The sequence below is a fragment of the Pseudomonas sp. MYb13 genome (assembly GCF_002980075.1).
In the GTDB taxonomy this organism is placed as follows: Bacteria; Pseudomonadota; Gammaproteobacteria; order Pseudomonadales; family Pseudomonadaceae; genus Aquipseudomonas; species Aquipseudomonas lurida.
Genome location: NZ_PCQI01000024.1, coordinates 38,132 through 49,843, shown reverse-complemented (window position 1 = coordinate 49,843; position 11,712 = coordinate 38,132). Strand labels below are relative to the sequence as shown.

Annotated in this window: 9 protein-coding genes and 1 pseudogene; 5 read left to right on the top strand and 5 right to left on the bottom strand. The window is 62.0% G+C overall.

Features of this window, described 5'->3' with window-relative positions; translation table 11 throughout:
- The 3 genes and pseudogenes from CQ002_RS26710 to CQ002_RS26700 form a co-directional block, all read right to left on the bottom strand.
- A pseudogene (locus CQ002_RS26710) lies at positions 1-812 on the bottom strand (type IV secretion protein Rhs); the annotation flags it as partial.
- 134 nt (positions 813-946) lie between these two features.
- Positions 947-4,030: an efflux RND transporter permease subunit gene (locus tag CQ002_RS26705; protein ID WP_034106406.1), complete on the bottom strand. Its 3,084-nt coding sequence runs from the start codon at positions 4,028-4,030 to the stop codon at positions 947-949.
- A 2-nt stretch (positions 4,031-4,032) separates the two neighbouring features.
- Entirely contained in the window at positions 4,033-5,139 is a 1,107-nt protein-coding gene (locus tag CQ002_RS26700) for an efflux RND transporter periplasmic adaptor subunit (RefSeq protein WP_069077526.1), read from the bottom strand.
- Positions 5,140-5,239: 100 nt separating this feature from the next.
- Between CQ002_RS26700 and CQ002_RS26695 the strand changes: the two genes are divergently transcribed.
- The 3 genes from CQ002_RS26695 (at position 5,240) to CQ002_RS26685 (ending at position 9,011) form a co-directional block, all read left to right on the top strand.
- On the top strand, positions 5,240-6,445 hold the full coding sequence (locus CQ002_RS26695) for a multidrug effflux MFS transporter (RefSeq protein WP_105162443.1): 1,206 nt from the start codon (positions 5,240-5,242) through the stop codon (positions 6,443-6,445).
- 76 nt (positions 6,446-6,521) lie between these two features.
- On the top strand, positions 6,522-7,388 hold the full coding sequence (locus CQ002_RS26690; protein WP_105162442.1) for a pirin family protein: 867 nt from the start codon (positions 6,522-6,524) through the stop codon (positions 7,386-7,388).
- A 177-nt stretch (positions 7,389-7,565) separates the two neighbouring features.
- On the top strand, positions 7,566-9,011 hold the full coding sequence (locus tag CQ002_RS26685) for a mechanosensitive ion channel domain-containing protein (protein ID WP_034106398.1): 1,446 nt from the start codon (positions 7,566-7,568) through the stop codon (positions 9,009-9,011).
- 4 nt (positions 9,012-9,015) lie between these two features.
- On the opposite strand, the gene CQ002_RS26680 is transcribed toward CQ002_RS26685, so the two are convergent.
- Positions 9,016-9,453 (bottom strand): Rrf2 family transcriptional regulator, encoded by a 438-nt coding sequence (locus CQ002_RS26680; RefSeq protein ID WP_034106396.1) that lies wholly within the window; start codon positions 9,451-9,453, stop codon positions 9,016-9,018.
- 144 nt (positions 9,454-9,597) lie between these two features.
- Here CQ002_RS26680 and CQ002_RS26675 point away from each other — a divergent pair, with 144 nt between their 5' ends.
- A complete protein-coding gene (locus CQ002_RS26675) occupies positions 9,598-10,482 on the top strand; it encodes an NAD(P)/FAD-dependent oxidoreductase (protein ID WP_105162441.1) in 885 nt (294 codons plus the stop codon).
- Here the strand turns inward: CQ002_RS26675 and CQ002_RS26670 are convergent.
- Positions 10,472-11,170: an SDR family oxidoreductase gene (locus CQ002_RS26670; protein ID WP_034106418.1), complete on the bottom strand. Its 699-nt coding sequence runs from the start codon at positions 11,168-11,170 to the stop codon at positions 10,472-10,474. The two genes, CQ002_RS26675 and CQ002_RS26670, sit on opposite strands and share 11 nt — an antisense overlap.
- 106 nt (positions 11,171-11,276) lie before the next feature.
- Here CQ002_RS26670 and CQ002_RS26665 point away from each other — a divergent pair, with 106 nt between their 5' ends.
- Positions 11,277-11,711, top strand: a complete 435-nt coding sequence (locus tag CQ002_RS26665; RefSeq protein WP_034106392.1) for a helix-turn-helix domain-containing protein — start codon at positions 11,277-11,279, stop codon at positions 11,709-11,711.
- The last annotated feature ends 1 nt before the right edge of the window (position 11,712 follow it).

The window sequence follows — 11,712 nt, the reverse complement described above, 5'->3', positions numbered from 1 at the left end:
GGTGGCAGCATGCGTATCCAGGCGACCATGGCCGACAGATAGATAAACAACAGCGGCTCATCGCTCAACACGAGCAGGCCATGGGCAATGGCGTCCTTGCCCAGTGTCAGCAGTTCATCAAGTTCGGTCTGGGTAACGTATTGCAGCCACTTCTCACTGTTCGTCTGGATATCCGCCAGCAGGCTGTACAGTTGCGTGAAGTTGTCCCAAAGGCTGTAAAGCGCCTTACCCATCCCTTGAAGAAACGCCTTCTCCAGCATCCTGCGTTGATCAAGCGGGTTGGCGTCTGTGTAGTCCTTCCACTGCGCTTGGAAGGTGCTTTCCCACGCTTCGCGCAGGCGAAACTCCAGCGCGTCAATCACCGTTTGATAAGACGCATACAGCGCCTTGACGTGATCGGTTGAAACGTTGGGATAGAAGCTGACGCGGTACTGCTGGTCGCGCTCACACTCGTTGATTTCGAGAATGCCGCTCGGGCCGATGGTCTTGTAGATCGGCTCGCCCAGTGGGCCGCCGTTGGGGTCGACGCGCTGCAGCACCACCGGCGTGTTGCCGATGGGTACGAAGCGCGTGCTTTGAAACATGTGCACCAGGGTCAACGTGCCATTGGCCTGGCAAGAAGCAACGGTGCTGCTCGGAAAAAGGGAGCGGTTGATCGGCGCTACCAGCGCCACTTCGTCCCCCACCTTGAAGACCTGCTCGACGTCCAGCGCTGAAAAGCTCCAGAAGCTTTCCGCCCAGTCATCGAACGTGTTCAGGCATTCCCGGAAATCACGAAAGACGCTCTCGACATCGACCGTCTTCACATCCATTGGGGTCAGGGCCAGCCTGCCAATGGCCGGGTTCAAGAAACAGCTCCAACAACAAGAAAATACATCTGCAATCCCTCGCACTGTGTAATCAGGCGAGGGACTTTGCAGATCTTTTCAGGGGTGGGGAGTAGAGCTTATCCGGTCGTTATGTGGGACGTTTCGACAACTTTCGTCTTCTCGCGACCCAGCACCAGGCTGCACAGTGCCGGCAGGAACAACAGCGTCAGCACCGTGCCCACCAGCACCCCGCCGATCAGCACGTAGGCCAGGGATGACCAGAACACCGACAACGTCAGCGGAATAAACGCCAGCGCCGCCGCCAGCGCGGTCAGGATCACCGGCCGCGCACGCCGTACGGTGGCCTCGATGATTGCCTCGTGAATCGGCATGCCGTGGTCCTGGTTCTGGCGGATCTGGTCGGTAAAGATCAGCGTGTTGCGCATCAGGATCCCACCAATCCCGATCAGGCCCAGGATGGCGTTGAAGCCAAATGGCTGGTTGAACAGCAGCAAGGTCGGCACGGCACCGATCAAGCCCAATGGCGCAGTGGCGAAGACCATGAACATCACCCCGAACGAGCGCACTTGGAACATGATCACCGTGAGGGTCAGCAGGATCATGATCGGGAACAGCGCGGCCAGGGCAACGTTAGCCTTGGCGCTTTCCTCGACCGGGCCGCCAATATCGATCTGGTAGCCGGCGGGCAGTTTGGCGATCAGCGGCTGCAGGTCTTTGTACACGGCCATTTCCACGTCGGGCGGTTGCACGCCGTCGACGATATCGGCGCGCACTTCCACGGTGGTCGCGCGATTGCGGCGCTTGAGGATCGGTTCTTCCATTACCGCCTGGAAATGCCCGACCTGGGCCAGCGGCACAGAGGTGCCGGCGCTGTTGGTGAGGGTCATGTTGTCGAGGTTGCCGAGGTCCTCGCGCTGGCTCCCCTGGGCGCGGGCGACCACGGAGACGGTGCGGTTGCCTTCACGCACTTCGGTGATCGGGTTGCCGCTGAGCAGGGCATTGAGCTGGGATTTCACCTCGTTGGGGGTGAAGCCCAGCAGGCGCAGGCGGTCTTGGTCGAGCACCAGCCGATAACCGCTGGAGCGCTCGCCCCAATCGAGGAAGGCGTCCTTGGTCAGTTTGTTGGCGGCGACGACTTTGCGCACGTCTTCGGACACACCACGCAACACATCCAGATTCGGTCCAGAGACCCGGAACACCACCGGGAACGGCACGGGCGGGCCAAACAGCAGTTGGGTTACGCGCACCCGCGCCGAGGCAAACTCACCCGCGGCAATCCGTTCCCGCATGCGCAGTTTCAAGGCGTCGCGGGCATGAGAGTCCGGGGTCTGCACGATCAGCTTGGCAAATGCCGGGTCCGGCAGTTCCGGGTTCAACGACAGGAAAAAGCGGGGTGCGCCGCCCCCCACATAGGTGTCGACCAGGGTGGTTTGCGGCTCTTGCAGCAGGGCTTTTTCCAGCTGCGCGGCCACAGCCTCGGTGCTTTTGAAGGCGCTGCCGGGCGGCATATACACCTCCAGAATCAGCTCGGAGCGGTCGGAGTTGGGGAAGAACTGCTTCTTCACCACGCCCATGCCCGCCACACACAGCACGAACGCGCCGACGACCAGCCCGGTCACCAGCCAGCGCCGCCGCACGCAGGCTTGCACCAGGCTGCGCAGTTTCTGGTAGTAACGCCCGGCGTAAATCGCATCGTGGCCGCCGGGCACCGGTTTGATCTGCGGCAACAGCTTTACACCCAGGTACGGCGTGAAGACCACCGCCACCAACCACGACGAAATCAGCGCAAAGCCGACGATCCAGAAAATATTGCCGGCATATTCCCCGGCCCCGGAACGCGCAAATCCTACCGGCAGGAAACCTATGATGGTCACCAGCGTACCGGTCAGCATCGGCGCCGCCGTGGAGCTCCAGGCAAAGGTGGCGGCGTGGATCCGGTCGAAGCCTTCCTCAAGCTTCACCACCATCATCTCGATGGCGATGATGGCGTCATCCACCAGCAAGCCCAGGGAAATGATCAGCGCGCCCAGGGTAATGCGGTCGAATTCGCGCCCGGTGAGCAGCATGATCACAAACACCACTGACAAGGTCAGCGGCACAGCCGCCGCCACCACCAAACCGACGCGAAAGCCCAGGGCCAACAGGCTGATCACCATGACTACAGCCAGGGCGACGAAGAATTTCAGCATGAATTCGTTCACCGCCAGGCTGATGTTTTTCGCCTGGTCGGAGACCTTGGCGAAGTTCACGCCCAGGGGCAGGTCGGCCTGAATCTTCGCTTCCTGGGCCTTGAGGCTCTTGTCCAGTTCCAGGCCGTTCCAGTGTTTCTCCATGATCACGCCAAGCATCAACGCCGGGTCGCCCTGGTGGCGGATGCGGTAGCTGGGCGGGTCTTCATAGCCACGGCTGACGGTCGCCACATCGGCGATGCGCAGCACGCGGCCGTTGACTTCCAGCGGCACGTTTTCAATCAGTGACAGGCTGTCGAACGCGCCGTCGATGCGAATATAGGCGCGAGCCCCGGCCGTCTCGACGAAGCCCGAGGGCGCTACGGCATTCTGTGCGGCGAGGGCGGCAAAGATCTGGTCCGGCTTGATGCCCAGGGTCGCCAGGCGCTCATAGGAGAACTCGACAAACACGCGTTGTGCCTGTTCGCCGAGGATGTTGACCTTCTTCACGCCCGGCAGGTTGAGGAGACCCTGGCGCAGTTCTTCGGCCATCTGTACCTGTTGCCGATGGGGCAAGTGTTCGGCTTCCAGGGCGTACAGCGCGAAATACACATCGGAATACTCATCGTTGAAGAAGGGACCGATCACGCCCTTGGGCAGTTTCGCGGCCTCATCGCTGAGTTTTTTGCGGGTCTGGTAGAACAGGTCCTGGATTTCACTGGGGCGCGTGGACTCCTTGTAGGTCATGCGCATCGATACGAAGCCCGGTTGGGCGATGGTCTCGACACGGTCGTAGTAGTCCAGTTCCTGCAGGCGCTTTTCCAGGCGATCGGCCACCTGTTCCTGCATTTCCTGGGCTGTTGCGCCGGGCCAGGCGGCGGTGATGGTCATCACCTTGACGGTGAACGACGGGTCTTCGGCGCGCCCCAGTTTGCCGAACGAGAAAATCCCGGCGGCGAGGATCGCAATGATCAGGAACAACGTGACCGCGCGATGCTTGACCGCCAGTTCGGAAAGGTTGATACCGCGCATGCTCAGTTGTCCTGTTTGCGGTTGAGGGCCAGCACCTGGGAGGGCAGCAGGCGCACGCCATCACCGCTGTGCAGCAGGTGTGCGCCGAGGGCAACGATGACTTGGCCGGGGCTTACGCCGCTGTCGAGCAAGGCGTCTTCCTGGCCAAGACTGGCGACTTTCACTGGCGCGAAACTGACCTTGTCATCTGCGCCGATCAGCCAGACGCCGGTACCTTGGCCTGAATCCAGCAGGGCGCCGATGGGCACCCGGGTTTGCTGCGCCTGGCCGTTGCCTTGCAGGCGTACGGTGATGGTGGAACCGAGGGCAAAGCGGTCGACTGCCCCGTGCAGGACGTAGCGGGCGCGGTAGGTGCGGGTGGTCGGGTCGGCGCTGGCGGACAGTTCGCGCAAGGTGGCGGTCACCGCCTGGTCCGGGGCCCCGAAGGGGAAGGCCAGGGCTTTCTGCGAGGCCTGGTCGCGCTGGTTTTCCGGCAGGTTGACGATGGCTTCGCGCGCGCCGTCATGGGCCAGGCGCGCGACGATTTGCCCCTCGGCGACCACCTGGCCGCGGTCCACTCGCACATCGGTAATGATGCCGTCGCCATCAGCCTTGAGCACGGAGTAGGTGCGGCGGTTTTCAATCTGGCTGGCGTCGGATTGTGCCGAAGCCAGCTCGGCTTCGGCGACGCGCAGGTTGGTTGCCGACTGGTCGAAGATCTGCCGCGATACGGCGCCGGTGTTGGCCAGGCGTTGGTAGCGGTTTTCGTCGTCACGGCGCTGGCGCAGTTGCGCCTGGGCGGCGCTGACGCGGTTCTTGGCCGAGCGCAGGGCCAGTTCGAAGTCGCCGATGTCCAGCACCAGCAGGGTATCCCCCCGGGACACGTGCTGGCCGGGATCGACCTTACGCTCGATGACTTTGCCGCTGACCCGGAAGCCCAGGTCGCTTTCGGTCCGCGCGGCAACCACGCCGGTATAGGCGCTTTGTTGGGTGCCGGCAGCTTCGACCTTGGCCGCAAGGACCGGGCGCGGCAGCGGGGTTTCTGCGGCCGTATCGGCCTTGCCGTTGCAGCCATTGAGGATGATCAACAGGGCCAGGGGCATGAGAAGACGCAAGGGAAGAGGGTGCATGGCGGGCTCCGGGGTTACCTTTGGGCAAAAAATTATGGACATAATTTTTTATGCATATTATGGTCGAAATATAAATTAATCCAGCCCCCGGATGCTCCTCATGACAAACGCCCCGGCGCCATCGCGAAGCTTGCTGTTTTTATTGGTGGCCCTGACGGCGCTGGGTGAAGTGTCGACCCAATTGATCATTCCCGGCCTTGGCGCCATCGAGCAGGCACTGGCCGCTCCTGCGGGCTCGTCATTGATGGCGCTGTCGGCGTTTGTCGCCGCATTCGGCCTCGGGCAATTGCTGTTCGGCCCGCTGTCGGACCGCATCGGCCGTCGGCCGGTACTGATCGGCGGTCTGGTGCTGTATGCGCTGGCGACCTTATCGATGTTGTTGGTCGATGACATCGAGCACTTCATCGCCGCCCGCGTGCTGCAAGGCCTGGGCGCCTGCGCCGCGTTGGTACTGGCGCGCACGGTGGTGCGTGATGTATGGAAGGCAGAAGCAGGGCCGGCGCTGGCACTGACCATGATCGGCATGCTCTATGCCATCGTGGTGGCGCCGATGGTCGGCGGCCTGTTGATCAAATGGCTCGGCTGGCGTGCGCCGATCATGCTGGCATTGGCGATTGGTAGCGTGGTGCTGCTAGTGGTCCTGCTGTTCTTTCGCGAGAGCAATCACTACCTGGACCCCAAGGCCGGCCACTGGCGCTCACTGGGCGGGCAATACCTGGATCTGCTCAGGGGGCGCCAGTACCGTGCGTTCGCCGTGGCGTTGGCGTGTACCTATGGCGCCATGTTTGCGGTGATCGCGGGCTCGTCGGCGGTGTTTATCAACCTGCTGGGCTTCAGCAGCCTTGAGTACGGCATCAATTTCGGCCTGATCGTGTCGATGTTGATCGTCGGTTCCACCTACACCCGGCGCAACATCATGCGCCTGGGCCCCCAGCGGATTGTGACAATGGGCGTGGCGATGGTAGCCGTTGGCGGGGTCTCAGCCGTGGTCATTTATGCGCTGTTCGGCCTGTCGGTGCTGGGTCTGGACATTCCGATTGCGCTGGTGACCCTCGGCGGCGGCCTGGTCTTGCCGGGTTCGGTGACGGGCGGGGTAATGCCCAACGCCCACCGCGCAGGCCTGGCAGCCGGGCTGATGGGGTTTGCGCAAATGTTCGGCGCCACCTGCAGCGGTTTGCTGTTGAGCCTGCTACGCGATGGCAGTGCCGCGCCGATGATCGTCATCCAGGCGTGCTTTACGGCGACGGCCTTTGTGGCGTTTCACCTGTTGCGTCAGCGTCAGGTCAACGGATTGTCCTATACATAGGACAGTTACAGCCGTATTTGCCGGCTAGTGCTCATCGGCCCGAGGTCTTATGGTGGACTCACTTTGGAGGGTCACCATGAAAAAACTCATCGGCATCTACACCAGTCCCCGCGCCCACTGGGTGGGCGACGGATTCCCGGTGCGCACACTATTTTCCTACGACACCATGGGCAAGCACATCAGCCCATTCCTGCTGCTGGACCACGCCGGCCCGGCCGACTTTCCTCCCACCGAGCAACGACGCGGCGTCGGCCAGCACCCTCATCGGGGCTTTGAAACCGTGACCATCGTCTACGACGGTGAGGTCGAACACCGTGATTCCACCGGTGCTGGCGGCAAAATCGGCCCTGGCGACGTGCAATGGATGACCGCCGCCAAGGGCATCCTCCACGAGGAGTTCCACTCCGCCGCCTTCGCCCGCAGCGGCGGGGCGCTGGAGATGGTGCAACTGTGGGTCAACCTGCCGGCCAAGCACAAAATGGCCGACGCGGGTTACCAGACCCTTGTCGACGGCGACATTCCGGTACTGCCGCTGGCCAACGACGCCGGACAACTACGCCTGATTGCCGGTGAGTTTGCTGGCACCCAGGGCCCCGCCCGCACGTTTACGCCCATCGACGTGTGGGACCTGCGCCTCAACGCCGGCAAAGCGGTCACGCTGGACCTGCACACAGGGCGCAACACCGCCCTGGTCATCCTGCGCGGAACGGTGCTGGTCAATGGCGAGGAAGTTGCTCGCCAAGGGCAATTGGCGTTGTTCGAGCGCGATGGCAGTCAACTCACACTGGAGTCCAATGACGACGCCAAGGTGTTGCTGCTAAGCGGCGAGCCCATCGACGAACCCATCGTCGGGCATGGACCGTTTGTGATGAATACCGAACAGGAGATTCATCAAGCGTTTGCTGATTTTCAATCGGGCAAGTTTGGGCAAATGCAGATATAACGGTCCGGTGTAATCTCGTGTGGGAGCGGGCTTGCTCGCGAATGCGGTGCATCAGTCACAGAAACTTTGACTGGCCGACCGCATTCGCGAGCAAGCCCGCTCGCACATTTCGGTTGTGCTATACCCGATAACTCCATTTCATGCGATCTTCTCCGCATTCGCCCTGGAGTCGCCTGGATGCCCTCACTTATCGCTGATCACCCGATGCTGTGCGCCCTGGCGCTGATCTTTATCGACATCGCCGTGTGGCGCTTGATTTCCGTCAACCTCGCCAACTGGAAGCTGGCGGCGCGGTTGGTGATCTTTGCGGTGTTCAGTGCCGTGCTGTTCAACGACGGCATGAACCCCATGCAACTCGCGCCTTATGCGGACAACACCGCCTTGCACCTGGCCGCGACGGCGTTGCAGATCGGCTGGTGGCTGTTCGCGGCGCGTACGCTCACGGTGTTGCTCGGGGCGGTGATGATGCAGCGTGTCGGGCATACCGGGCGCTTGCTGCAGGATTTGATGGGGGCGGTGATCTTCCTGATTGCGATCATTGCCGCCATGGCGTACGTGCTCGACTTGCCGGTCAAAGGCGTGCTCGCCACTTCCGGTGCGGTGGCGATCATTGTCGGCCTGGCATTGCAGAGCACCTTGAGCGACGTGTTTTCCGGGATTGTCCTCAATACCACTAAGCCGTATCAGCTGGATGACTGGATCTCCATCGACGGCACCGAAGGCCGGGTTACGGACATCGACTGGCGTGCCACGCGCCTGCAAACCTCCCAGGGCAGCATGGCGGTGATCCCCAATTCCCTTGCGGCCAAGGCCAAGATCATCAACTTCTCGCGCCCGGCGGATATGTTCGGCCTGGCGGTCAGCCTGCAGGTCAGCCCCCATGCGCGCCCGCAAACGGTGATCGAAGCGCTGGAGCGGGCAATGCAGGGCTGCCGGCCGTTACTGGCCAAGCCGGCGCCAAGTGTAGCGTTCAAGGCCTCGGCCAGTGGCGGCGTCGAATACGAAATCAGCGGATTCGTGCCGGCCATGACCCTCAAGCGCGAGGTGCGCAACCAGCTTTACGACTTGGCGTTCAGGCACCTGCAAGCGGCCGGGGTAGGGCTGCTGTCGGCCAGCGAAAGCACGGCGCCACCGAGCATGTCGGCTGCGCGCGCCTTGCTCGAGCGGTCGTCGATTTTCTCTACCCTGCGCCAGGAAGAGAAAGACACCTTCAGCCAGAACATGACGTTGCATACCTACCGTGCAGGCGAGATGATCCTGCCTGCGGGGGAGGTGAGCGATCACCTTTTTATCGTTGAGTCCGGGGTCGTGTCGGTGATGCTGACCAAGGGCGGGCACTCGTTCGAGGCCGGGCGCATGGGACCTGGGGAGGTGATTGGCGAGGCGGGGATCCTGTCGGACCAGGCCGCGCTGGCGGATTTCTCGGCCAAGACGTCCTGCACCTTGTATCGCATCGAGAAGGAATACCTGAAACCCTGCCTGGATGCGCGCCACGACATCAGCGAATCCATGAAGGCGTTGCTGGATTTCCGCCTGCATGCCGCGCAGGCCTTGACCCAGGAGGCGCCGGTGGTGCCGGTGAAGAAGGGGTTCCTGCAATGGTTGCGCAATCGCGGGTTGTAGCCGATCAAGGCGCCATGGCAATGCGGTAACGTTGGTCAAAATCGTCTGCCAACTGCGCCAGCGTCACGTCGCCCAGCCGTGCCAGCAACAGCGCCTGTGCCTCATCGAAGGCATCCGTCAGCGCTGCGTTCACCGCTTGTTCCACCAGGCACTCCGGGTGGTCGGTGGACAGGCCGATGGCGAATATCGACGGCGTGCCCAGGGCGTTATGGACGTCCAGCAAGGTGATTTCATTCAAGGGTCTACCCAGGCTCCAGCCACCCTGGTGACCCTTTTCCGAGCGTACATAGCCTTTTTCCTTGAGCAACCCAAGCGTGCGCCGCACCACTACCGGGTTGGTGCCGAGCATCTGCGCGATGGTCTCTGAGGTGGCGCGCTCCTCATGCCGGCCCATATGGATCAGCACGTGGAGCATGCGCGAAAGTCGGGTGTCGTTTCTCATCAATAGGCCTCAGGTCGATTCGCACGAAAGTATCGTTCGTAACCTAAAAAGTTGCGAGACTATTGACGCGGTATTTTTACGTAACTTATGGTGTGTCGTGAAAGCATTCGGATAACCGGATGCACAGGACTGGGGGTCACCTTCATGCTGTACGACGTCATAATCGTGGGCGGCAGTTATGCCGGCCTCTCAGCGGGCCTGCAATTGGCCAGGGCGCGGCGCCAGGTACTGGTGATCGATGCGGGGCAACGGCGCAACCGTTTTGCGGCGACCTCCCACGGTTTTCTCGGCCAGGACGGTCAGGCCCCGGCCGCCATCGCTTCGCAGGGGCGCAGCCAATTGATGGCGTATTCGACGGTCACTTGGGCCGAGGACCGCGTGATTCAGGCGAGTGGAGAATTACAAGGCTTCGCCGTTCGCACCGCATGCAACGGCACGTTTCAGGCCAAGCGCCTGATCCTCGCCACTGGGGTAGTGGACGAGTTGCCCGCCATCGACGGCCTTGAATCACGGTGGGGCAAGCACGTATTCCATTGCCCTTACTGCCACGGCTATGAGCTGGACGAAGGCCACATCGGTGTCTTGGCCACCTCACCCCTGGCCATGCACCACGCACTGATGTTGCCGGATTGGGGCACTACCACCTTATTCACCAACGGCGTGTTCAGCCCGGATGCCGAGCAACAGGCGCAATTGGATCGACGCGGGGTCAACGTGGAATGCGGTGCGGTACGGCGTATCTGTGGCGAGCGCGCCGACCTGGAGCTGCACGATGGACGGCTGTTCAGCCTCGATGGCATCTTCACGATGTCCCGCACCCGAATCAGCCCTTTGGCCCCGCAACTGGGCTGTGAACTGGCCGATGGCCCCACCGGTCCCTACCTGCACACCAATGACATGCGCCAGACGTCCCGGCCTGGCGTGTTCGCCTGCGGCGATACGTCACTCGCCGCTGGTTCGGTCGCGCTGGCCGTGGCGGAGGGTGTGCGCGCCGGTGTGGGCGCGCATTTTTCCTTGATCAACGGTTGAGGTACACCGGGCTGTCGCTGGACAGCGAGGCCTTTACCGCCAGTGTCATCTCGGTAATCAGCACTTCTTCGCGGTCTTCGCTCAGGGCTTGCAGCGTGAGGGCGACCACGTCCTGAGGCGTACTTTTGGGCGCTTGTACCTCGGCCACCATGTCGGTGTCGATGTAGGCGGGGTGCACGCCGATCACCAGGGTGTTCTGCTCGCGCAATTCGCCGCGCAAGCCATTGGTGAGGCCCCACTGGGCAGACTTGGACGTGCTGTAGCCACCGGCACCCGGAGGGCTCAGCCAGCTCAGTACCGACAGCACATTGATCAGCGCACCGCCGCCTTGTTTGGCCAGGATCGGCGCAAAGGCACGGCTGACGCGCAGGGTGCCGAAGGTGTTCACATCAAAGTGGTGCTGCAGGTTCTCGACGCTGTCTTCAGCCAGCAACGAGCCGTACTTCAGGAACCCCGCGTTGTTGATCACCACGTCGACGTCGGTGCACTGCTCGGCAGCGCGCTGCACGCTGGCTTGGTCGGTGATGTCTAGGGCCACCGGCGTGCTGCCGGGGATGCTCACGCTGCTCGGGTCCCGCGCGCCGGCATAGACCTTGGCTGCACCGCCGTCCAGCAAGGCGGTGACGAACGCTTTGCCGAGGCCGCGATTGGCACCGGTCACCAATACTACTTTTCCACGAATATCCATGATCAGCTCCAGGCGACACATTAGGTTTAATGATGAAACCGTTTTTATTCTGTGCCTTTTGGTCCTATAATGCAACCTAATTCTGCGACTGCTTGGAGGGCCGACGATGAAACGCAAATGCCTGGAGGGCAATGGCTGCCCGGTGGCCCGTGCCCTGGACGTAGTGGGTGACTGGTGGACGCTGTTGATCATCCGCGATGCGTTCGCCGGGGTGACGCGCTTTGGTGACTTTCAGAAGCACCTGGGCGTGGCAAAAAACATCCTCGCCACGCGACTGAAGGACATGGTCGAGCAAGGCCTGTTGCAAACCAGTGAAGTCGGCGCGCGCAGCGAATACCAGCTCACGGACAAGGGCCGCGCGCTGATGCCGGTGTTGGTGACCCTGGCGCAATGGGGCCAAACCTTCACCGAGCCTGAGGGTGTGGGGGGGCAACTGCTGGACGCACGCTCGCTCAAGCCGCTGCGCAAGGTCGAGATCGTTGCAGAGGATGGTCGAGTGCTGGGTATCGACGATATCGCCATCCAAACGACCGGGGCTTGAC

Coding starts and splice junctions, on each gene's coding strand:
- CQ002_RS26700 (WP_069077526.1), bottom strand. CDS start 5,139: ATGCACCCTCTTCCCTTGCGTCTTCTCATGCCCCTGGCCCTGTTGATC.
- CQ002_RS26670 (WP_034106418.1), bottom strand. CDS start 11,170: ATGGATATTCGTGGAAAAGTAGTATTGGTGACCGGTGCCAATCGCGGC.
- CQ002_RS26690 (WP_105162442.1), top strand. CDS start 6,522: ATGAAAAAACTCATCGGCATCTACACCAGTCCCCGCGCCCACTGGGTG.
- CQ002_RS26675 (WP_105162441.1), top strand. CDS start 9,598: ATGCTGTACGACGTCATAATCGTGGGCGGCAGTTATGCCGGCCTCTCA.
- CQ002_RS26705 (WP_034106406.1), bottom strand. CDS start 4,030: ATGCGCGGTATCAACCTTTCCGAACTGGCGGTCAAGCATCGCGCGGTC.
- CQ002_RS26665 (WP_034106392.1), top strand. CDS start 11,277: ATGAAACGCAAATGCCTGGAGGGCAATGGCTGCCCGGTGGCCCGTGCC.
- CQ002_RS26685 (WP_034106398.1), top strand. CDS start 7,566: ATGCCCTCACTTATCGCTGATCACCCGATGCTGTGCGCCCTGGCGCTG.
- CQ002_RS26695 (WP_105162443.1), top strand. CDS start 5,240: ATGACAAACGCCCCGGCGCCATCGCGAAGCTTGCTGTTTTTATTGGTG.
- CQ002_RS26680 (WP_034106396.1), bottom strand. CDS start 9,453: ATGAGAAACGACACCCGACTTTCGCGCATGCTCCACGTGCTGATCCAT.